The organism is Flavobacterium profundi, assembly GCF_006491645.1.
Taxonomy (GTDB): domain Bacteria; phylum Bacteroidota; class Bacteroidia; order Flavobacteriales; family Flavobacteriaceae; genus Flavobacterium; species Flavobacterium profundi.
Genome location: NZ_VDCZ01000003.1, coordinates 1 through 22,273 on the forward strand (window position 1 = coordinate 1; position 22,273 = coordinate 22,273).

Consider the following 22,273-nt stretch of genomic DNA (forward strand, 5'->3'; position numbering starts at 1 on the left):
TGTTTTTCTAAAACTAATCTTACGCATTCTAATTTAAATGCATAATCGTACTTGACTTTTCTTTCCATAAAAATACCCCCAAATAGTGTCTAACTTTTTGGGGGCAGTGCACATTGAGCACCTTTTTTATTTAATGTATCATAAAGCGATTACTATCTTTCTTTTTACCACCAAATTTTTCCAACTTATATGTTAAAGAGAACATCACATATTGTTGTAAAACGGTATTTTCTTCATCTGTAATGGCAGTGGGTGTAATGGTTCGTGTAGCATTCACATTTTGGTTTAACAAATCATACACTTTTACTTTAGCTAATAATTGTTCGTTAAAGAAATTATAACCTAAACTCACATTCCACAAATAAAAGTCTTTTTGAAAACCATTTGCAATATTTGAATTATACGTATATCCAAAATCATTTCCTAAAACTACATTTTTAGGCCAATAGGTAGTCGCTTCCAGTTTAAAAATATGTCTGAACGTATTGGTTTTATCGATTACATAATTTTCAAAAGAAGTAGCATTATAAGTATAACGATAAGAAGGAGAAATAGTAACTAATTCGTCTATGGACCAAGAAAGGTTCGCTCTTGGATTCAACTGTATTCCTTTTGCTTGGTACAAAGCAGCATTGGTTAAACCTTGGTTAAAATCATAATTTACACCAATTCCAAATCCATATTTAAAGGTTCTCTTCTCTTTTTTGTAGGATTTATTGACACTAAAACCCGTATAAAAATTATACGTTTGATCGATATTTTGATAGGTTGTATTTGCTTTAAAATCGGCATCATAAACCGTCGAACTTACAATTTGATTTTTACGTAAGCTTCCACCAAAATAACTATAAAAACCAGAACGTGTTGCATAATCGTAATTATTGAAATTCATATACAAATTATGATTTTATACAGGTTTTAAGAACGCATTACCCGTAATGGTATTTAAAGGATTGGCTAAATTTTCAAAAGGTAATAATTGCTCCGCAGAAGGCAAATTTACATTATAGGTATAGCGACTGTAAATTGACTTAGATTTGGCTACTTTATAATTGATATAGGCTCTTACATTAGGATACATATAATTATTCTTTAATGTAGTAACTGTACCTAGGTAAGTGGATTGATTGTCATAATTTAAAAAATCGGTACCAAAATCGAGATTAAAACGGTATTTACTTTTTGTGATATTAATTCCTACTGAACCATTAAAAGTGTTGTTTCTTGAAAAAATCTGATTCGATAACAAATCATTATAATCGGTATACGTATTTGTGGCAGCATCAAAATCAAAAGTAGTTGTACCGTTTCTAAAGCGTTGGGTTTTAAAAGAAGTTTCAAAGCTTAATTTTAAAGAATCGGTAATAGGTTCTGAATAACCCACTTCGAGTTCTATCATGTCCATCTTATCAGTATCCAATCGATTTTGATTTCTACTATCATCTGGATTTCCTGATTGATAAAAAACGGTATTGGTAATCGTATTTAAATTGGTTTCATTATCACTATATTCATTATTCATCGTAAAACTTACGCCTCTACCCTTACGCTTTAGTTTTTTATAGAGATACAGATTATTAGTAAAACTAGAACGTTCCACATTTTGGAAATTATTCGTTGTATTTTCGTTCAACAAAGCGTTTGAACTATCGAAAGAACTGGAAAAACTAGAATATTGATCTAACGTTTTATTTTTAGATAGATTAGGAGACAAATACAATGTTGTTGTAGAATCTATTTTTACTTCTAAATCGAAATTAATAGCATGTCCTGTATTGTCTGTTTTTGCATTCGATTCTGAATTCGTACTTGTATTTCCTGTAGGCAAAAGATTAATTCTACCCGTTCGATTTCTATTTTCTGTAATGGAGTTTGTATAATAATAACTTCCGTTAGGATCTACTTTTTTATTGAACCATTCGTCAGAAAAGTTGACACCAAGCATATTCGATTTTGTAATCCCTGAATTACCACCAAAACGCATTCCGTTGATTCCAAAACTACCATTACTATTAATATAAATCGATTGATTTCTTCCGCCACCCATATTGTCAAATATCTCATCCATAGAAAAACCAACGGAGTTAATATTATTGGAAGAACCTAAAACACTTATCTTTTGAGTATCTTTAAAATAGTTGAACAACACACTCGATTCATAGCGATCATCGGTTCCATAACCTGCTGTTGCTTTTCCAAACAAGCCTTTGTTTTTATCTTCTTGAATGGTAAGATTAATGGTACTTGTATTGTCTGATGCAGTTTGCCCTGATAATTCCTCTTTCTTAGTCTTTGTATCGGTAACCTGTACCTTTTCAATCATTTCAGCAGGTAAATTTTGAGTAGCAATTTTACCATCTTTTCCAAAAAAAGGTTTCCCATTGACTAAAATATTATTCACTTCTTTCCCATTCACTGTAATCTTACCATCAGTATCAATCTCAACACCAGGCAATTGCTTCAATAACTTTTCAACATTTGCATCTGGAGCCACTTTAAAAGAAGAGGCATTAAATTCTAAAGTATCCGCTTTTACTGAAATAGGTGGAATTTCTGATTTAACCACTACTTCTTTTAGTGAGGAAACATTTTCCTGTAATCCAATTGTACCTAAATCGATATCTTTTTCAAGAGACGTAAATTGTTTTTTATAATCCAAGTAACCCGTGTAAGAAACTCGCAACACTACAGGATAATCTAGTGTTTTTATTTTAAAACTAAAATTTCCATTTTTATCAGAAATGGTATAATCGACAACGGTAGAATCGCTAACTCTAGAAAAATAAACGGTTGCTGATTCTAAAGGTAATTTTAAGGTATCGTCTATTAATTTTCCAGAAACAGAAACGGTACTTTGACTAAAAACAATACCACTTAACAACAAAACAAACAGGGACAAGTAATTTTTAAGCATAAAAAAATCGCGATTAATAACTAACCGCGAAATAAAGTTATTTCTTACAGTTTAAAAAGAAATAAATCCTTTTTAACTTAATTTTAAATATAAACTGACTTTCCTAATTTAATATTTTCAAAATGTGACCCTCCTATGGTTACATCTTGACTATCAATTAACTTTACGATAACGTCACCTATTTCTGATGTACTTGATGGATTGTCTTTATTTAAATCTATTGTTCCAATATTTTCATTTAACATGGTTTCTACTGCTTTATAGATTAACCTGGCCTCCTCATGTAAAGAAAATTGTTCTAATAACATCGCTGCACTTAAAATAGAGGCTACTGGATTGGCAATATTCTTACCTGTTGCTTGTGGATATGAACCATGTATTGGTTCAAACAAAGCTGTACCTTTCCCTACAGAAGCTGAAGCTAACAAACCTATGGAACCACCAATAACACTTCCTTCATCTGATATAATATCACCAAACATATTTTCTGTTAAAATGACATCAAACTGACTTGGATTTAAAATCATTTGCATGGCTGCATTATCTACAAATAGAAAATCTAAAGTTACATCAGGATATTCTTTAGCTAATGAAGTTACGACACGTCTCCACAATCTTGAGGTTTCTAAAACATTGGCTTTGTCTACCAAAGTTACTTTCTTACGTCTTTGTTGTGCCGCTTTAAACGCTAAATGCGCAATTCTTTCAATTTCATATTGTGCATACTCACACAAATCGGAAGCTACTGTTCCCTCTTCATTAAGTTGTTTTTCACCAAAATAAATTCCTCCAGTTAATTCTCTGTAAATAACCATATCCGTTCCTTGAATGATTTCTTTCTTTAATGGAGATTTTTCAAGTAACGAATCATAAGCTGTAATCGGACGAATATTAGCAAATAAACCTAATTCTTTTCTCAATTTCAACAAACCTTGTTCTGGTCTTACTTTTGCATCTGGATTGTTATCGTATTTTGGATCACCAATAGCTCCAAAAAGAACGGCATCACTATTTTTACAAAGCACTAATGTTTCTTCTGGTAATGGATTTCCAGTTTGATCAATAGCTATAGCTCCTACTAAAGCTTCTTTAAATTGAAAATCATGTCCAAATGCATCTGCAATAGACTGTAATACTTTTACGGATTCTTTTGTTACCTCAGGACCTATACCATCTCCAGATAACACGGCTATTTTCATCTTCATAATGATTCTTTTAAATGACTATGGATTGTGTTTTATTTCTATTTGCTTCAAAAGCTTCAATTTTATCTGTATTACTTACTAAAAAATCAATATCATCATACCCGTTAATCAGACATAGTTTTTTATAAGCATCAATTTCAAACGTTTCTTGTAAACCAATATCTTTTACAGCAATGGTTTGTTGTTCTAAATCAACGACAAGTTCGGTTTCAGGATCTTGAGTAATTAAAGTTAAAACCTCTTTTAAAAACGAAGGGGAAACTTGGATGGGTAACAATCCGTTATTTAAAGCATTTCCTTTAAAAATATCTGCAAAATAACTAGAAACAATCACTTTAAAGCCATAATCTGTTAAAGCCCAAGCCGCATGTTCTCTACTGCTTCCACAACCAAAATTATCACCTGTCACTAATATTTTTCCAGAATATTTAGGATTATTAAGTACAAAAGAAGTAATGGGTTCATTATTTTCATGAAAACGCCAATCTCTAAAAAGATTATTTCCAAAACCAACTTTGTTGGTAACCTTTAAAAATCTTGCAGGAATAATTTGATCTGTATCAATATTTTCTACTGGTAATGGAACCGCTTTAGAATATAGTGTTGTAAATTTTTCCATGATCAATTCAGATGTTTTGTAATATCAATAATTTTACCTTCTACTGCAATAGCGGCAGCAACTAAAGGACTCGATAAAAGAGTACGAGCACCTTGTCCTTGTCTTCCTTCAAAATTTCTATTTGAAGTAGACACACAATATTCACCAGCTGGAATTTTATCATCATTCATGGCTAAACATGCGGAACAACCAGGTTGACGAATTTCAAAACCTGCTTTTTCAAAAATAGCGGTTAACCCTTCTTCCTGAATTTGTTTAGCTACTTGTTGTGAACCGGGAACAATTAAGGCGTTTACATGAGCCGCTTTTTGTTTACCATTAATATATTGAGCCGCAATTCTGAAATCTTCAATTCTAGAATTAGTACAACTCCCTATAAAAACATAATTAATCGGTTTTTCCAATAAAGATTCTCCTTTACGGAAACCCATGTAATCTAAAGCTTTTGTAAATGATTCATCTTCCAAAACTGGTATGCGATCATTAATTTTAATTCCCATACCAGGATTGGTCCCATAAGTAATCATCGGAGCAATATCTGCTGCATCAAAAGCATACTCTTTATCAAAAACAGCACCTTCATCTGTTGGTAATGTTTTCCAATAGGCTATTTTCTCCTCTAATTCATTTCCTTTTGGTGCAAATGTTCTTCCTTTTATGTATTCAAATGTAATATCGTCTGGAGCAATCATCCCTCCTCTTGCTCCCATTTCAATACTCATATTGCAAACGGTCATTCTTCCTTCCATAGACATCTCTTGAAAAACATTCCCCGCATATTCACAGAAATAACCTGTACCTGCATTGGTTCCAATTTTTGAAATGATATATAAAATAACATCTTTTGGAGTAACACCTTTGGCTAACTGCCCATTAACACTTACGCGAAGACTTTTCGGTTTATTTAATAACAAACACTGACTCGCAAACACTTGTGCCACCTGACTTGTTCCAATACCAAATGCAATGGTTCCAAAAGCTCCATGGGTCGAAGTGTGACTGTCACCACAAACCATAGTCATGCCTGGTAACGTAATTCCTAATTCAGGAGCAATAACATGTACAATACCTTGATATTGATGTCCTAAATCGTATAAGGTAATATTATTTTTCTCGCAGTTTTTTGTTAACTGTTCTAATTGATTTTTTGATAAAAGGTCTTTTATCGGCAAATGCTGATTTTTTGTAGGTACATTATGATCCGCAGTCGCGACAATTTGCTTTGGTCTAAAAATAGGAATTTGACGTTCTTCTAATTCAGCGAAAGCTTGTGGACTCGTAACTTCATGTATTAAATGTTTATCTATATATAGAATTTGAGGTCCATTGGGTACTTCACTTACCACATGACTATCCCACACTTTATCAAATAAGGTTTTCTTTTCCATATTTATGCTACGATACCAATTTTATTATTTTCTATAATTCTATGCACGTCTTCATCGACCACTTCTTTCTTTCTATCAGCTATTTTTAGAAATTCCTGATATACTACATCCAATTGTAATTTGGTTAATTCGTAACCAATTTTTTTAGCTCTGTAAGCTAAAGCCGCTCTTCCGCTTCGTGCTGTTAAAATGATGGAAGATTCAGTTACGCCAACATCTTCTGGATTAATTATTTCATACGTTTCGCGATTTTTAATTACTCCATCTTGATGAATTCCAGAACTATGTGCAAAAGCATTGGCTCCCACGATGGCTTTGTTAGGTTGTACTAGCATTCCCATACTTTCAGAAACCAAATGACTCATTTCATTTAATAATTTAGAATTGATATTGGTATCTAAACCTAAAGTAGGATGCTGTCTTAAAATCATAACCACTTCTTCTAAAGAAGTATTTCCTGCTCGTTCCCCTATGCCATTAATCGTACATTCTACTTGTCTAGCACCATTCATAACTCCCGCAATAGAATTGGCTGTAGCCAAACCTAAATCATTATGACAATGACAAGACAAAATAGCTTTTTCTATACCTCTTACATGCTCCGTTAAATATTTTATTTTAGCTCCATATTCTTCAGGCAAACAATACCCTGTCGTATCTGGGATATTTAAAACGGTTGCTCCAGCAGCAACTACTTCAGAACAAACTTGAGCTAGAAAAGCATTATCAGTTCTTCCAGCATCTTCTGCATAAAACTCAACATCATCAACAAATTTTTTAGCAAAAGAAACTGCTTTAACTGCTCGTTCGATTATTTCGTCTTTAGAAGCATTGAACTTGTATTTTATATGTGAATCTGACGTACCTATTCCTGTATGTATTCTTGGTTTTTTGGCATATTTTAAAGCTTGAGCTGCTACTTCAATATCTTTTTCAACGGCTCTTGTTAAACCACACACAGTTGCATTCTTAACAATTTTTGCAATCGCTTCCACAGCTTCAAAATCTCCTGGACTTGAAATTGGAAAACCTGCTTCAATTACATCTACCCCTAATTCATCCAAACGTTTAGCAATAATTATTTTTTGCTCTTTGTTCAGTTTACAGCCTGGAACTTGTTCTCCATCTCGTAAGGTGGTATCGAAAATTTGTACTTTCCCTTTCTCCATAAAAGAATTATTAAACTTAATTTTAATTTATGAATACAAATTTATACTTTGCTTTATGTAAAGAGGGTTTTTAAATTTTTCTTTTACAGTATTAAAACTATTTTTTTATTTTATAATATTCTGATTTACAAAAACTTAACATTCGTTTTTTTACAATGGCAAACCTATCAAAAGACAATTTATTCATCTTAATCAAATCGCTTTCAAGGTCAGAAAAGCGTCAGTTTAAATTATATGCCAATCGATTAGATGTAAATGTAAATGCCAAATTTCTTTTACTCTTTAATCTTTTAGATAAAATGGATTGTTATAATGAAGACATTATTTTAAATAGTAAAATTGTCACTAAAATTCAACTCTCTAATTTAAAAGCTCATTTATACAAACAAATTTTGGTGAGTTTACGAATGAATCCTGTAAATCAAAATAACCGGATTTTAATCCGAGAACAACTTGATTTTGCAACAATTTTATACCATAAAGGCTTATACAAACAAAGTTTAAAAATTTTAGAAAAAGCCAAAATAGCAGCATTAGAAAACGAAGAGAAAAATATTGCCTATGAAATTGTAGAACTTGAGAAAGTTATTGAATCACAATACATCACGCGCAGTATTGTAGGTCGCGCAGACGAACTTACTTCTCAAGCTAAAAAACTAAGTAAAGAAAATGTTATCGCTAGTAAATTATCAAATTTATCGTTACAATTATACAGCATTATGCTGAAAAGTGGTTATGCTAAAAGTGATGCCGAAATGCAAGAAATCACCTTGTATTTTAATAAAGAATTACCGCATTACAATATCACTGAATTGGGATTTAGAGAAAAATTATGGCTTTACAAAGCGCATTTATGGTATAGTTTTTTGATTCAAGATTTTTTATCCTGTTATAAATATGCAAAAAAATGGGTAGATCTATTTTATGACAATCCAAAAATGATTTATTTAAATCCAGTTTGGTACATCAAAGGAGTGAATTATTTATTAGAATGCTTGTATTTAATTAAACATAAAACTTTATTTAAAGAAACATTGGATAAACTTGAAGAAACAATAGCTCTAGATGCTTTTCCCAAGAATGACAATGTTAGCATCCTTACCTTTTTATGCATTTACAATAGCAAGCTGAATCTACACTTTATTGAAGGCTCCTTTGACCAAGGCTTAACACTTATAGAGGATGTACTTAAAAAAATAAAAACTGATGAAGATAAAATAGACGAACACCATGTGATGGTTTTCTACTATAAAATAGCGTGTATGTATTTTGGTGTAGGAAACAATATAAAATGTATTGAATACTTACAAAAAATTATCGATAACAGAAATTTAACCATGCGTGAAGATCTCATGTGTTTTGCAAGAGTTTTGAGTTTAGTAGCACATTATGAAGCTAGTTTAGACTATAAATTAGAATTACAATTGAAAAGCACCTATAAGTTTTTAATCAAAATGAATGACTTACACGAAGTGCAACGCGAAATGATTAAGTTTTTAAGAAATTTAGGTTCTATTTATCCGCATCAATTGAAAGGAGAGTTCAAAAAACTGCACAGCCGATTGAAAAAATATGAAGATCATCCATACGAAAGAAGGGCCTTTTTATATCTAGATATTATTTCTTGGCTAGAAAGCAAAATTGAAAACAGACCTATAATGACTATTATCAAAGAAAAAGGCTCCACAACCATTCGATAAAACAATATTTTATCAATCGAATGAATACTAATGAAAATAAAAGTATTTAGTCGTAAAAATGATGACTCAAAACCACAATATAGTTACACAAAAATTAGTAATTGAATAACATTGGTTTATACAACTTTAAAAGAGTGAGGAATAATACTTCCTCACTCTCTTTTTTTATTGATAGTTACCCATAAAAAAAAGGGTGTTTTTCCCCTTTAATTTCGGGAGATTTCTTACTGCTTTATTTTACAATAGTTTGAATATTTGCATATCGAAAATAACAAATAAAAATCTAATTATAAATAAACATGAGAACAACATTATTATTGGCGACTTTTTTACTTACTTCTTTTTTTGGTATTTCTCAAAATCTTACCAATGGCAGTTTGAGCGGAAACTGTATCGGAAATGGTTTTAGCGCACCAAGCTGTATAAAAGGTTGGGCTGCTAGTCATGGAACTCCTGTAGTTTCTGGAAACTTAAACACAAATACTTGGGCAACGTTACGTGTTACAAAAGAAAACGGTGGTGGTATTTATACAAACTTTGCTTTTGAAGTTGGAAAAAAATATGAGATCTCATTTAAGGTAAAGGCGGTTACCAATTTAAATGCAGAAGAAATTAAAGCACAAAATCCATCAGTAAATTTAAGAACTGCAAGCAATTTATCAAATACTGCTTCAGATAAGCAACCTAAAATTGAAGAATCAAGTGAATTAGCATGGGCTTTTGAAGTGAATAAGTCCAAATCATTTTGGCAAGTTGTACGTTTCACTTTTATTCCAATCCAAAATAATTCACAACTTTGGTTTTACCCTTCTGTAGACAATGCAACAAAATTGGGAGTAAACAGTATGGTTCAAATGGAAATTGATGACATTACCGTTCAAGAATTGAGCGACAATCATTTGGTACATTTTCAAAATACATCTCAATCGTATTCTGATGATTTTGTAGAATCGTTAGTAGTAGTTTCAAATCCAATTTTCAGAGGTCATGTTTCTAAAATTTTCACGAATGATAGTAATCTAAAAGAAATCAGCTTGATTGACTTATCTGGAAATACCAAAAACATAAACTTTACAATTGCGAATAAAGAAACTATCAATTTCGTTTTAGATGAAGCTACAGCACCAACGATTTATACTTTGAAAATGACTCATCAAAATGGTAAAATTATTACCAAAAAAATAATAGTGCAATAATAAGAATGAGGTTGTTGTACTAAACGAAAGAGCTTTCAGTTATTGAAAGCTCTTTTTAATTTTATTTTTGTCTGAAATAAATATCGATAGGCACTCCAGAAAAATTATACTGTTCACGTAATTTATTTTCAATAAAGCGTTTGTAAGGCTCTTTAATATATTGAGGTAAATTAGCAAAAAATACAAATTGTGGGGTTGGCGTTGGCAACTGCATACAATATTTAATTTTTACATATTTCCCTTTTATAGCTGGTGGTGGATAGGCTTCAATTATAGGTAGCATTAAATCATTGAACTTAGAAGTCGCTATACGTTGCTTTCTGTTTTCATACACTTCTACTGCCACTTCTAAAGCCTTCAATAAACGTTGCTTTGTTAAAGCCGATACAAATAAAATAGGCACATCGGTAAAAGGTTGTAATTCTTCACGTATTTTTCTTTCATAATCCCTTGTAGACATAGTATCTTTTTCAATTAAATCCCATTTGTTTACTAAGATTACAATACCTTTTCTGTTTTTTTCGGCTAACCAAAATATATTCTGATCCTGACCTTCAAAACCTCTTGTAGCATCAATCATTAAGATACAGACATCACTATGTTCAATCGCTCGAACCGAACGCATTACCGAATAAAACTCTAAATCTTCTTTTACTTTTGCTTTTCTTCGAATTCCTGCTGTGTCCACTAATTTAAATTCGAATCCAAAACGATTATAAGTGGTATCAATAGCATCTCTTGTCGTTCCAGCAATATCAGTTACTACAAAACGATCTTCACCGATTAATGCATTAATAAATGAAGATTTTCCAGCGTTTGGTCTTCCTACTACCGTAAATTTAGGTAACGGATTTTCTTCTTCAGTTACCTCAGGTAATTCTGGTAAGACCTCAACCAATTTATCTAATAATTCTCCTGTACCACTTCCATTCATTCCTGCAATGGTAAAATATTCGCCTAAACCAAGTGCATAAAACTCCACAGCGTCTTTTTCACGCGCTCCATTATCAACTTTATTCACAGCTAATAATATAGGTTTGGTTACTTTTCGAAGTAATTTTGCTACTTCTTCATCCATTGGAGTAACTCCTTCTTCAACATCTACTACAAAAATAATAGCATCTGCTTCATCAATAGCTAATTCAACTTGACGTCTAATTTCACCTTCGAAAATATCATCCGAACCCTTAATATATCCTCCTGTATCAATTACAGAAAAGGCTTTTCCGTTCCATTCACTTTTACCATAATTTCGATCTCTGGTAACACCACTAACCGAATCCACAATCGCATCTCTACGTTGTATTAAACGGTTGAAAAAAGTTGATTTTCCAACATTGGGTCTACCTACTATGGCTACAATATTATTCATTCCTTATTTTTTTGAAAGTGCAAAGATAATCATTTAGATTTTAGAAAAATGCATTTGCTTTTTCAATTTAATCTCTTTATTTACAGCACAATAAATTTAAACCTATTCCTTTTTTTTAATATTTTTTTCGTAGATTAGTACAGAAAACCCCTGCTTATGGAGAAAAACATTACCCTACGACTTCGTTTTTATACTGTAGCCAATAAACCCATGGATGTGGTGCTGCATGAATTTGAAAAATTAAAATCGGAAATTGAACCCGATTATAAAATAAAAATTTCAGACCATCATATTTGGCTCAGCTTAGGTATTTTAAAAAGAGAAAAATATTCTCCACATCTTCATTTGCAATTAGAACGTATGGAAGATGGCAACACTGCTGTAAATGGTCTTTATGGACCAGATCCTGTGCTATGGACTCTTTTTATTTTCTTACACTTTTTAGTTGCTGTCTTTTTCTTTATTGCTGGAGTTTCTGCCTACTCTAAAGCTAGCTTAGGTCAACCCTTTAAAATTGAAATCATTATTATGACTACAATGATTATGGCTTGGTTTCTATTATATTATATGGCTCGAAAAAACAGAAAAAAAGGAATCCCAGAAATGCATCAATTACAAAGTTTAATGGAAAGAATAATTCACTGATTATTTTTGGTTGTAACCAAATCTTCTCAATTGATTCATGTTGCTTCTCCAATCCTTATTGACTTTAACATAGGTTTCTAAAAAAATTTGCTTGCCAAAGAATTTTTCTAAATCTTCTCTTGCTTGCATTCCCACTTTTTTAAGTGCAGCTCCTTTGTGTCCAATAATAATCCCTTTTTGTGTATCTCTTTCTACCATAATAACGGCTCGAATGCGAATGATTGCATCATCTTCTTTGAACTCTTCTGTATCAATTTCTACAGCATACGGAATTTCTTTATCGTAATTCAATAAGATTTTCTCTCTGATTGTTTCATTTACAAAAAAACGTTCCGGTTTATCGGTTAAAGAATCTTTTGGATAATAAGGAGGTGACACAGGTAATAACTCAATAATTCGATTAAAAACAGCTTGTACATTAAAGTTTTCCAATGCAGAAATTGCAAAAATTTCAGCATTTGGCACTTTTTCAGCCCACATACTTACTTGCTCTTCTAACTGCTCTTGATTGGATTTATCAATTTTATTTAACAATAATAAGACTGGTATTTTGGAATGAATGATTTTATTAAAGAAACTCTCGTCTTTTAATTCTTTTTCACCTATTTCAACCATATATAACAACACATCAGCATCTTCAAAAGCATTTTTCACAAAACCCATCATCGAATTTTGCAACTCATAAGCGGGTTTAATAATTCCAGGAGTATCCGAAAGTACCATTTGAAAATCATCTCCATTTACAATTCCTAAAATACGATGACGTGTAGTTTGCGCTTTACTAGTAATGATTGACAGTCGCTCTCCTACTAAGGCATTCATTAACGTTGACTTTCCAACGTTTGGGTTACCAATAATATTTACAAAACCTGCTTTATGTTCCATGATTCATTATTTAAGGTGCAAAGGTAGTTATATCAGATGAATACAAGAAATTTTAATTTTTTTATAGTTTTTTCTTGTTTTTCAATATAATCGTTGTATTTTTGCACTCACAAATCGCGGGATAGAGCAGTAGGCAGCTCGTCGGGCTCATAACCCGAAGGTCACAGGTTCGAGTCCTGTTCCCGCTACTAAGAAATTTTATTGAAATTACAAACGCACATCGCGGGATAGAGCAGTAGGCAGCTCGTCGGGCTCATAACCCGAAGGTCACAGGTTCGAGTCCTGTTCCCGCTACTAAGTAAAGAGAATCAAGAAATTGGTTCTCTTTTTTTATGCAGTTAACCCACCTATTATATAAGGATTTACAATAAATCTACATCTCTATTACCATTTCTATTTTTCTATTTTTTGAAGTTAAAATAAGGTACACATTTTAATTATTTGGGTACACTTATAGGACAACTCATTTTTTAGTCAGTTACACATTCAGGTACACAATTGGGTACACATTAAAAAAACATCAGGTACACATAAATCTAAAATCTATGAAAAGTTCAACAGTAATTAAAATTCTGTTTTTATTAAATAAGACCAGGATTAACACAAAAGATGAAGCACCAATTAGGTGTAGAATCACTTTTAATGGAATTAGGAAAGTTTTCTCAACTGGATTATTTATAAATCCTGAAAATTGGGAAAGCTCATTACAAAAAGCAATTCCTAATGATACTAAGCACAAGCAAATAAATACTCAATTGAGCCTGATTAAACAAGAAATTAATCAGGCTTTTTTATTTCTACAAGTTCAAAAAGAACAATTTGATGTAGAAGATATTTATTTAAAATACAAAGGGGAAGATATTAAACCATCTAAAACCTTAATTGAAACTTTTGATTTACACAATTCAAGAATGGAAAAATTAATTGGGATTGAATACACAAAATCTACATTCTCAAAATTTATTGAAGCCAAACAGCATATAAGTGATTTTCTATTCTTTAAATTCAAAAAGAAAAATATTCTTTTAGAAGATATTACATTAAAGTTCCTAAATGATTTTGACTATTACTTAAAAACAGAAAAGAAGTTTAAGCAGATTACAATCAATAAAAGTATTCAAAGAGTTAGGAAAGTAATTAAATTGGCTATTTCAGAAGGTTTTATTGTTACTGACCCATTTCTACTTTATAAACCTAAAAAAGTAGTAAATACAATTACCTATTTAACTTCTAAAGAACTTTATAAATTGGAAAATCATAAGTTTTCACAGAAGAGATTAGAGCAAGTAAGAGATATGTTTGTGTTTTGTTGTTACACAGGCTTACCATATCAAGAAATGTCTATTTTAAATGAAAAGCATTTGGTAAAAAAGTTTGATGATAGATTATGGATTGATATGTATAGACAAAAAACTAAAAGACAAATTTCAATTCCATTACTTCCTAAAGCCATTTCAATAATTGAAAAATACCAGGATGATAAAAGACTATTACCTGTTATTAGCAATCAAAAATTCAACTCCTATTTAAAAGAAATAGTTGAGATTGTAGGTATTGAAAAGAAGCTAACTCATCATATTGCCAGAAAAACATTTGCAACAACTGTATTACTTTTTAATGATGTTCCAATGGAAATAGTTTCAGAACTATTAGGACATTCTAAAATGAGTATAACTCAGTCTCATTATGGAAAAATTGTTAAACTAAAAGTTAGTGAGCATATGATAAAATTAAGTAATAAACTAAATAAGAATTAAAGAATAAAATTGCTAACATAATAGGGAAGATTGTTTTAATGTGTATGTATTTGTAGTTAGTGGAAAAAGGTATTATGCTACCTTTTTCCAATTTTCTAATTTCAATGTTGGAGGAATTCCAATTGCATTTAATAAAACATCATATAATATTTGATATACATAATTTTCATTTCCTTCAGTTGTAATTATTGAATCATGTAAAGTAAATATTGGAATCTCTGGCTTTTCTTCTGAAATAATTTTACAAGCTGTATGAAGTACTAGTTTTGCTTCAATATTTTGTAATAAACAAGCTAATGTCCTATGCTCATTCTGTTTTATTAATCTATAAATTTCATATACATCAGGAAAATTATCTTTAAATATCTTTATTGCACTATTGTAAGAAATTGATTGATTAGGACTAAAAATAGCACTAAAAATGATTTTTTTTGCTTGATTTCTTACTGGTGAATCATCTTTTATTATTCCCTTCATTAGTAGAATTCTACCAAATTCTTCATAAAGTTGACCAGATTTAACAATCTCAATATATTGATTTACATTTTCTGATAAATATGCATTCTCTGCATTTTTACTAACATAATAGGGTAATGAATTAAATTTGTCTTGTGTTATGAATGATTTGTTATATAGTTTTATTGTTTTAATTATTTCATTTTCTTCTACTTTCTTTTTATTGAATAAAACAGTTGACAAATAAGGTTGAGAATTAGTAATATCAATAGCTACCAAGTTTTTATTATCGTACTTAATAAATTGTCTTAAATCACTTTTGATTTGAGTCAAAATTGTATGTAATCTTCCTGCAGTACTATCAACTGAATAAGTAAAATCTTTTCTCTGTAATTTTAGCAGAACTAAATATCTACTATTAAATCTTTGCATTGCATTACTACCAATCAAAAAATCATTTTTTTCTCTCTCATACAATTGCTCTAAATATTGTTTTGCCTCTTTATAGTTTACAATAAGCTTTTCATTAAACCATTTTAGCAAATAGTCTAAATCCTTATCATCAATATGATTAATAACTAAATCAGTTTGGTTATTACTATCATCTAACTTGATAAATTTTAAAATGCTTTTGATTAAAGTTGGTTTTGTTATAAAAACTGGTTTTACAGGAGTTTGAAATTTTGAGGAAAATCTAAAACTTCTTGATGATTTACCAACAACATATTGGTGGTTTTCAATTAAAATACTATTGTTAACCATATAATCAAGGTAATTTCTGTAATCTCTTACTCTTCTTTGAATAAGAGCACTATAAAAAGGAACATAGACCATCTCTACATCTTTGTTTCTTGAAGGTATATCAGTTACAAGATGTAGTAAATAGATAAAATAATCTCTGTGAAATTTAAAATTAGGTGGTGTAACTTTTAAAATTTCATCAATATCTAAGTTTGAAGGAATATAAAGAGTTAATTTTTTGGGCTCTTCATTATCCTCTGCCTGTGTTACACTAACAGGTCTTGGTTGTGTTTCACTTCTATTGTGATTCAAAGGTGTAACAAGTGTTGAAATGTTTCTCAACATAACCCCCTTTTTCAAGGGGCTACCTTATTAATTTAAGGTAGGTTATAGCAAGATATTTTAGGTAGAATCACAACAAACAGACCTAAAAACATGCTATTAGCTTCATCTTTTCTTAGAACATTTTAACACTGCAAAATTACAAAATATACATTTAATTAACAACTTAATTTTTAAGATTTAATTACACAACATCCTAAAAACCAATTATTAATAAAAATTTAAAAAACTATGTATTTAAGACAATCAGAAAGGAAGAAAGCCAAAATTAAAATGGCTCTACAAGGTTCAGCAGGTTCAGGTAAGACTTATTCAAGTTTATTACTTGCACAAGGATTGACAAATGGTGATTTTAGTAAAATAGCCATTATTGACACAGAAAATGGAAGTGCTGATTTATATGCTCATTTGGGTAATTATAATGTGCTTACATTAATTCCACCATTTACACCTGATAATTATATTAAAGCAATTGATGTTTGTGAGAAAGCAGGTATTGAAGTGGTAATTATAGATAGCATTAGTCATTGTTGGGATTACTTGCTTGATTATCATTCTTCATTAGCTGGAAACTCATTTACAAATTGGGCAAAAATTACTCCATTACAGAAAGCATTTACAGATAAAATTTTACATTCTGATGCTCATGTTATTTCCACAATGAGAACTAAACAGGATTATGTTTTAAATCAAAAAGATGGTAAATACATTCCTGAAAAAGTAGGATTGAAAGCAGTACAAAAAGATGGGTTAGATTATGAATTCACTATTGTATTTGATGTAGATATTAAACATTTTGCTGTTTCAAGTAAAGACAGAACAGGCTTGTTTATGGGTAAGCCTGAATTCATTATTAATTCTGCTACAGGAAGAAAAATTTTAGAATGGTGTAATAGTGGTACAAATCTACAAGATGCCAGAGAAAAGATTAAAAGCACCAAAAATCTTAATGAACTAAAAGTATTGTATAATCAATATAGCAATTGGAGAGAACTTTTAGAATATGACTTCAAAATTCAGAAGGACACTATTAATTCAAAAGAAATATTATTAAACCCAAAATCATTTAGCACAAATGGAGGCACAAATCATTATTGAATCCAAAATAACCCAGGAATCACATAAATTAATTCCTGTAAAACAAACTAATAATATTATTCATCCTGGTACTATGCAAACAGGTAATGTAATAACTCCTGGTATTTCAAAATTTCCAACCAAACCTTTTATTGAAGCCAACACACAAGAAATCAATTTATACAGTTTAAAAAATGATTGTGTCATTCCTGTGTTTAGCAAGGATAATGAAAGAACTATTTCACACCAGGAATTTATTGAAATTGCACAAGAAGCAGTTTTAAAAGTATTTCCACATCATACATTTGAAAAACCTGAAATTAGAGTAAGTCATCAAATTAAAGGTAGAACTCCAGAAGCAATACATAAAAATGTAAAGGACTTGTTAGACCATGAGAGAACACAATATTTTGAAAGAATGGCTTTTATTATTAGGATACCAAGTATTGTAGATACTATTAATGGTAATGAAATTGCTCTTACAATAGGTGGAGTAAGAAGCTATAATCTGGAGAATTTATGTAACAAAAAGACTTTTGAAAAATTCAAGTTTTTTATAGGATTCCAAAATAAAGTATGCTGTAATTTATGTGTTTGGAGTGATGGCTTTGTAGATGATATGAAAGTAAGCTCTTACCAAGAATTACAAACTAAAATTATAGAAGTAATTCAAAACTATAATACTGAAAAGCATTTGTTAGGAATGAAAGAGTTTGCTAAACATTCATTAACAGAAACTCAATTTGCTCAATTAATTGGTAGAACAAGATTATATCAACATTTACCAAAAAAGGATAAAGCATTGATTCCAAATTTAAACTTTACAGATGGTCATATTAATACCATTGTAAAAGATTATTTTGAAGATGATAGCTTTTGCAGAAATGAGCAAGGAGATATAAACCTTTGGAATGTTTATAATCTCTTTACACAAGCCAATAAATCTTCTTATATAGACACTTTTCTTGACAGAAATGTGAATGCCTATGATTTTACAAATGGTATTCAGAAAGCACTGATTGGTAATGGAGATTACAATTGGTTTTTGAGTTGATAAGTTTCCAGCCTTCTTTGGGCTGGGGACTTTTATAAACATTAAACTTAATTAGAGCTGGTATTTATTTTACTTGAATAATCTAACATTAAATGATATAAAGTTATATTATTCGAGTTAGTTGTAGTGTGATTTGAAATGTAAGAATAATTAAAATTATTAATAAATTGGTGAAATTTTAAATCTGAAAAGTTTTTTGTGTTTTGCTCAATATCAATTGGATTGACTACAAAACCAATCATCCCATTAACTTTTTTGAAAGATGGATATTTCTCATTTTCAATAAATCTATTTATTCCATTTGAGATATATTTATCATTAAGTCCATTAGAACCATCAATTCTCTTACATTCAATTATATAATATGCATCTGTATTTTTAGTTCTTTCAATTGCATTATAAACTTTAATATCAGTTCTGCCTTTTACTAAATCATCATCATTATATAACTCAACCTCTGTATCAAATAGATAAGGTGTTAATTGAAGCTCTTCCCTTATTTCATTGTTTTCTAAATAATTTTTGTAAAGTCCATTTCTAATTAAATTTTCATTGTTTTCAATTAAAGAATAATCATTAAGCATTTTGTTATAACAGTTATATATTTGAGTTAAAATGAACTCAAACACATTGTCATGATAAAAATCAAGATATTTGAAATTTGATGCATCTAATTTACTCATCAATTTTAGGTTTTGAGTTGTGTAATGCTTCTATAAATTCAGATAAATCTAAATAAGCAAGTGCAGGATGCCAAGATTTATATTCATTTGGTTTAATAACATAAAAACCATCATTTTCAAACCCTTTTATGTCTTTTTGAATAAAAAGATTTTGACCAACATTTTCAAAACTTAATCTTGTAAATGTACTTAACAATTCTTTATACCCTTTTTGAGACCAAACAATTTTTTTTGTAGATTTATTAAGAGTTACCCTAAAATACATTGCAATTGTATGCTTTGAAAATATAATTTCAATCTCAAAATAATGCCCTTTCTTGTTATAAATTGAACCAAAATGATTTAGAAATATTTCAGCATAGTTCTCAAGTATTGAACTTTTAAAATTGAGTTTCTTAAAAACATTTTCATATTTTTTACCTGTTCTTAATGGAATTGAAATATTTACAGCATAATCAACAAGGCTTCTTTCTAATGATGATAAGTTGTAACTTTTAAAAATTTGATTATCAATTTCATCATAAATTTTTGATATTTCTAATTTTATTGATTCATTACTTAAAATACTTTCATAATCATCATTTAATAGTTTTTCTGTTTCAGAAACAAGATTAATTATTTCATTATTTGTAGAAAAAGGCATTCCCCATTTTTCTTCATCATGTGACTCTTTTCTTTCTATTCCTGCAGATGAACCACTTGATAATATATAGTAAGAGAAAAAAGTAGAATTTAATAAAGCACAAATTGATTTTAATTCATTTATGCCATTGCTATTTATAGCTTTAATTGCTGTTAAGGAACTTTTAAATAGCGCATCTTCATACATTATTGCAGATACACACTTGTATTCTGTAGTTATTCCTCCTGTAATCAATAGAGTAGGTTGATTGAATATTCTTTTATCATCAGGAAAATACCCAACATGCCTACTGTCCCATTTTGGGAGATTTTTTGTTAAATAATATTGTCTTAGTAATTTGTTGTAATTTGTTGTAGTATCTTTTACATTTCCATTCTTATCAAATGTTCTTTCTAATGAACCTATAAACTTATAGTTTGAAAATTCTGATGTGTCAATTTTCCTTTTGCCATCTTTAAATTTTAATCCTTGACCTTTAATAAAGTGAGATGTGTTTGAAACAATATCATTAATTGTCTCAAAAGTATTCTTATCTTTTAATCTCTTTAAAAAATAAAAATCAAGTATATTACCAAATACTAAGGTTTTCCAAATCCAGTCATAATCTAAAAATAAATTTTGAAATACTTCTTTAATGTCAAACTTTTCTATTACTAATAGTTTTAATGTATTAAAGAAATAATTAGGTTTTACTGAAATATGTGTTATCAAGTTGCTTTTTAACTCTTCATCTTTTTCTAAGACTTTGTAAAATAAGACAACAGCAGGTTCTATAGATGAATCATTAGAAACATTAAATATTTTTTCTGCAATTGAGGATAACTCAAAGACTTGTCTGAATTTGAAATTTGAAAGTAAATACCTTCTGTAATCCTTTGCATTAATATTATATAATATCTTACTTGTAACAATTAATGCAGATTCATCAAAAGAGAAATCTTTCACTCTAATTAGAAAAACTTGTGAAATTTGTTTGTCAGTTACTTTAATATCAATTTTTTCATTTTTCTCTTTATCTTTCCAGTAAGATTCATAAAGTTTAACACTATCTGCAACCTTACCCCAAGGAGGGTTTCCTAAAATAAATTGAAAATGCTTGTTTTTTAATATATTGTTATACTCAGCATCTAAATCAAAAAAATCTGCAACAAAAAAATTAGTACCAAGTAAAGTTGGGAATTGAAACCCAACAATACTACTTGGTTCTAAATAATCAAGTAGAGTAATATAAAGTGAAAATATAGCAACTTTAATTGCATTTTCATCTTTATCAATTCCAAAAATATTTTCAGTTAAAAGGAGTTTTAGTTCTTCTTTATAACTATCTAATGAGTCATTATAAGTTGGATTAATTAACTTATATTGCAAAATAATTTGTCTTAAAGTTTCAACTAAAAATACTCCTGAACCACATGCAGGATCTAAAACCCTGCAATTATAAAGCTTTGAATTTGAATTAAAATATTCAGTAACAGTTTCTTTTTGAATATAATCAACTAAAAAAAGTGGAGTATAATAAGCACCTTGTTCAGCTTGGTTACTTCTTCCAATGAATTTTTCATATACATTACTTACAAACTCAATAGGGATAATTGAAAAATCATAAATATCAAAAAAAGATAATTGTATTTCAGATTTTTTATTTAATGAAATTAATTTATCTCCATTTAATAAACTTATAATTACATCAAGATGTTCTTCATCAACTAAGTCTTCTTCATTTACTGTGATACCATTAATGAAAAACTCTAAAGGGAATAAGTTTCCATTAAAATCATTTCTCAGTTGTTTAAAAAGCTTATATGCAGAATCTTTGTTTTTTAAAATTTCATAAAATTGCTCTTTGCTTAAAATTTCATACTTATTTAATTCAACTTTTCTATCAATTAAATATCTTATGAAAATTACTCTACCTATTAAGGAATTGGCAACATTTGAATCTAACCCTTTGTTAATTAAAATGTTTCTTGCACTTTCAATATTACTTAATAAGTAGCTATCAATTCTTTTTCTACTATCAAATTTTGATTTATATTTTTCCCATGATTCCCCAGTAATTAATTTAAAGTAATCAAAATCACTAATATTATTTGAATCAGTTAAATCATTTAATCCTGTATTTTTTACAAAATTGAATCCATTCTTTATTTGTATTTGATTTTTAGAAATAATAAAAACTATTGGAGTTTGATTAAAATTCCAAATTTGCTTTTCTAGTAAATCTAAATCTTTTGGATTGTCAAAAAATAAAATTAATGGTTCATTATTTATACAAAAAATTGCATTTGGAAGAAGTTTCAACAAAGTTTCTTTAATTCTATTGGAAACTATATTGAATTCTTTTAATTTGATATCAGACAAATAGAAAAGTCCATCTTTTCCAAGAAGGTTTAATTTTTCTAAAACTGAATCAATTTGCATGGTAAA

17 protein-coding genes and 2 tRNA genes are annotated in these 22,273 nt (G+C 29.5%); 8 read left to right on the forward strand and 11 right to left on the reverse strand.

Annotated elements, in window-relative coordinates:
• Window positions 1–130: 130 nt before the first annotated feature.
• The 6 genes from FHG05_RS18595 to FHG05_RS05110 form a co-directional block, all read right to left on the reverse strand.
• A complete protein-coding gene (locus FHG05_RS18595; protein ID WP_232338057.1) occupies window positions 131–892 on the reverse strand; it encodes an outer membrane beta-barrel protein in 762 nt (253 codons plus the stop codon).
• Between the two features lie 15 nt (window positions 893–907).
• Window positions 908–2,914: an outer membrane beta-barrel protein gene (locus FHG05_RS05090; protein WP_232338058.1), complete on the reverse strand. Its 2,007-nt coding sequence runs from the start codon at window positions 2,912–2,914 to the stop codon at window positions 908–910.
• 83 nt (window positions 2,915–2,997) lie between these two features.
• Entirely contained in the window at window positions 2,998–4,119 is a 1,122-nt protein-coding gene (gene leuB / locus FHG05_RS05095; RefSeq protein WP_140996940.1) for a 3-isopropylmalate dehydrogenase, read from the reverse strand.
• A 10-nt stretch (window positions 4,120–4,129) separates the two neighbouring features.
• On the reverse strand, window positions 4,130–4,738 hold the full coding sequence (gene leuD / locus FHG05_RS05100; protein ID WP_140996941.1) for a 3-isopropylmalate dehydratase small subunit: 609 nt from the start codon (window positions 4,736–4,738) through the stop codon (window positions 4,130–4,132).
• A 2-nt stretch (window positions 4,739–4,740) separates the two neighbouring features.
• The gene (gene leuC, locus FHG05_RS05105) at window positions 4,741–6,126 is read right to left on the reverse strand and encodes a 3-isopropylmalate dehydratase large subunit (protein ID WP_140996942.1); all 1,386 of its coding nucleotides are present in this window, start codon (window positions 6,124–6,126) and stop codon (window positions 4,741–4,743) included.
• 2 nt (window positions 6,127–6,128) lie between these two features.
• Window positions 6,129–7,295 (reverse strand): 2-isopropylmalate synthase, encoded by a 1,167-nt coding sequence (locus tag FHG05_RS05110; RefSeq protein ID WP_140996943.1) that lies wholly within the window; start codon window positions 7,293–7,295, stop codon window positions 6,129–6,131.
• A 155-nt stretch (window positions 7,296–7,450) separates the two neighbouring features.
• Here FHG05_RS05110 and FHG05_RS05115 point away from each other — a divergent pair, with 155 nt between their 5' ends.
• Both FHG05_RS05115 and FHG05_RS05120 read left to right on the forward strand, forming a co-directional pair.
• Entirely contained in the window at window positions 7,451–8,995 is a 1,545-nt protein-coding gene (locus tag FHG05_RS05115; protein ID WP_140996944.1) for a hypothetical protein, read from the forward strand.
• A gap of 299 nt (window positions 8,996–9,294) precedes the next feature.
• The gene (locus FHG05_RS05120; protein WP_140996945.1) at window positions 9,295–10,191 is read left to right on the forward strand and encodes a T9SS type A sorting domain-containing protein; all 897 of its coding nucleotides are present in this window, start codon (window positions 9,295–9,297) and stop codon (window positions 10,189–10,191) included.
• A gap of 61 nt (window positions 10,192–10,252) precedes the next feature.
• Here the strand turns inward: FHG05_RS05120 and der are convergent, their stop codons facing one another.
• The gene (gene der / locus FHG05_RS05125; protein WP_140996946.1) at window positions 10,253–11,563 is read right to left on the reverse strand and encodes a ribosome biogenesis GTPase Der; all 1,311 of its coding nucleotides are present in this window, start codon (window positions 11,561–11,563) and stop codon (window positions 10,253–10,255) included.
• Between the two features lie 156 nt (window positions 11,564–11,719).
• On the opposite strand from der, the gene FHG05_RS05130 reads away from it, so the two are divergent.
• A complete protein-coding gene (locus FHG05_RS05130) occupies window positions 11,720–12,208 on the forward strand; it encodes a hypothetical protein (RefSeq protein ID WP_140996947.1) in 489 nt (162 codons plus the stop codon).
• Here the strand turns inward: FHG05_RS05130 and era are convergent, their stop codons facing one another.
• Window positions 12,209–13,093: a GTPase Era gene (gene era / locus FHG05_RS05135; RefSeq protein ID WP_140996948.1), complete on the reverse strand. Its 885-nt coding sequence runs from the start codon at window positions 13,091–13,093 to the stop codon at window positions 12,209–12,211.
• 115 nt (window positions 13,094–13,208) lie between these two features.
• Between era and FHG05_RS05140 the strand changes: the two genes are divergently transcribed.
• The 3 genes from FHG05_RS05140 (at window position 13,209) to FHG05_RS05150 (ending at window position 14,850) form a co-directional block, all read left to right on the forward strand.
• Window positions 13,209–13,281, forward strand: a tRNA-Met gene (locus tag FHG05_RS05140).
• A 33-nt stretch (window positions 13,282–13,314) separates the two neighbouring features.
• Window positions 13,315–13,387, forward strand: a tRNA-Met gene (locus tag FHG05_RS05145).
• 251 nt (window positions 13,388–13,638) lie between these two features.
• Window positions 13,639–14,850 (forward strand): site-specific integrase, encoded by a 1,212-nt coding sequence (locus FHG05_RS05150; RefSeq protein WP_140996949.1) that lies wholly within the window; start codon window positions 13,639–13,641, stop codon window positions 14,848–14,850.
• A gap of 72 nt (window positions 14,851–14,922) precedes the next feature.
• Here the strand turns inward: FHG05_RS05150 and FHG05_RS05155 are convergent, their stop codons facing one another.
• Window positions 14,923–16,392, reverse strand: coding sequence for a hypothetical protein (locus FHG05_RS05155; RefSeq protein ID WP_140996950.1), 1,470 nt, complete (start codon window positions 16,390–16,392; stop codon window positions 14,923–14,925).
• 228 nt (window positions 16,393–16,620) lie between these two features.
• Here FHG05_RS05155 and FHG05_RS05160 point away from each other — a divergent pair, with 228 nt between their 5' ends.
• Window positions 16,621–17,487 (forward strand): AAA family ATPase, encoded by an 867-nt coding sequence (locus FHG05_RS05160; protein WP_140996951.1) that lies wholly within the window; start codon window positions 16,621–16,623, stop codon window positions 17,485–17,487.
• Window positions 17,465–18,520 (forward strand): DUF3871 family protein, encoded by a 1,056-nt coding sequence (locus tag FHG05_RS05165; RefSeq protein ID WP_140996952.1) that lies wholly within the window; start codon window positions 17,465–17,467, stop codon window positions 18,518–18,520. The genes FHG05_RS05160 and FHG05_RS05165 overlap by 23 nt, the downstream gene beginning before the upstream one ends.
• A gap of 47 nt (window positions 18,521–18,567) precedes the next feature.
• On the opposite strand, the gene FHG05_RS05170 is transcribed toward FHG05_RS05165, so the two are convergent.
• Together FHG05_RS05170 and FHG05_RS05175 are read right to left on the reverse strand one after the other, a co-directional pair.
• The gene (locus FHG05_RS05170) at window positions 18,568–19,203 is read right to left on the reverse strand and encodes a hypothetical protein (RefSeq protein WP_140996953.1); all 636 of its coding nucleotides are present in this window, start codon (window positions 19,201–19,203) and stop codon (window positions 18,568–18,570) included.
• Window positions 19,196–22,267, reverse strand: a complete 3,072-nt coding sequence (locus FHG05_RS05175) for an Eco57I restriction-modification methylase domain-containing protein (protein ID WP_140996954.1) — start codon at window positions 22,265–22,267, stop codon at window positions 19,196–19,198. Before FHG05_RS05175 ends, FHG05_RS05170 begins: the two co-directional genes overlap by 8 nt.
• Between the last annotated feature and the right edge of the window lie 6 nt (window positions 22,268–22,273).

Bases quoted from the DNA above. Each gene is read 5' to 3' on its own strand.
- FHG05_RS05110 (WP_140996943.1), bottom strand. From the start codon at position 7,295: ATGGAGAAAGGGAAAGTACAAATTTTCGATACCACCTTACGAGATGGA.
- FHG05_RS05130 (WP_140996947.1), top strand. From the start codon at position 11,720: ATGGAGAAAAACATTACCCTACGACTTCGTTTTTATACTGTAGCCAAT.
- leuC (WP_140996942.1), bottom strand. From the start codon at position 6,126: ATGGAAAAGAAAACCTTATTTGATAAAGTGTGGGATAGTCATGTGGTA.
- era (WP_140996948.1), bottom strand. From the start codon at position 13,093: ATGGAACATAAAGCAGGTTTTGTAAATATTATTGGTAACCCAAACGTT.
- FHG05_RS05160 (WP_140996951.1), top strand. From the start codon at position 16,621: ATGTATTTAAGACAATCAGAAAGGAAGAAAGCCAAAATTAAAATGGCT.
- FHG05_RS05175 (WP_140996954.1), bottom strand. From the start codon at position 22,267: ATGCAAATTGATTCAGTTTTAGAAAAATTAAACCTTCTTGGAAAAGAT.
- FHG05_RS05090 (WP_232338058.1), bottom strand. From the start codon at position 2,914: ATGCTTAAAAATTACTTGTCCCTGTTTGTTTTGTTGTTAAGTGGTATT.
- der (WP_140996946.1), bottom strand. From the start codon at position 11,563: ATGAATAATATTGTAGCCATAGTAGGTAGACCCAATGTTGGAAAATCA.
- FHG05_RS05165 (WP_140996952.1), top strand. From the start codon at position 17,465: ATGGAGGCACAAATCATTATTGAATCCAAAATAACCCAGGAATCACAT.
- FHG05_RS18595 (WP_232338057.1), bottom strand. From the start codon at position 892: ATGAATTTCAATAATTACGATTATGCAACACGTTCTGGTTTTTATAGT.
- FHG05_RS05115 (WP_140996944.1), top strand. From the start codon at position 7,451: ATGGCAAACCTATCAAAAGACAATTTATTCATCTTAATCAAATCGCTT.
- leuB (WP_140996940.1), bottom strand. From the start codon at position 4,119: ATGAAGATGAAAATAGCCGTGTTATCTGGAGATGGTATAGGTCCTGAG.
- FHG05_RS05170 (WP_140996953.1), bottom strand. From the start codon at position 19,203: ATGAGTAAATTAGATGCATCAAATTTCAAATATCTTGATTTTTATCAT.
- leuD (WP_140996941.1), bottom strand. From the start codon at position 4,738: ATGGAAAAATTTACAACACTATATTCTAAAGCGGTTCCATTACCAGTA.
- FHG05_RS05155 (WP_140996950.1), bottom strand. From the start codon at position 16,392: ATGTTGAGAAACATTTCAACACTTGTTACACCTTTGAATCACAATAGA.
- FHG05_RS05120 (WP_140996945.1), top strand. From the start codon at position 9,295: ATGAGAACAACATTATTATTGGCGACTTTTTTACTTACTTCTTTTTTT.
- FHG05_RS05150 (WP_140996949.1), top strand. From the start codon at position 13,639: ATGAAAAGTTCAACAGTAATTAAAATTCTGTTTTTATTAAATAAGACC.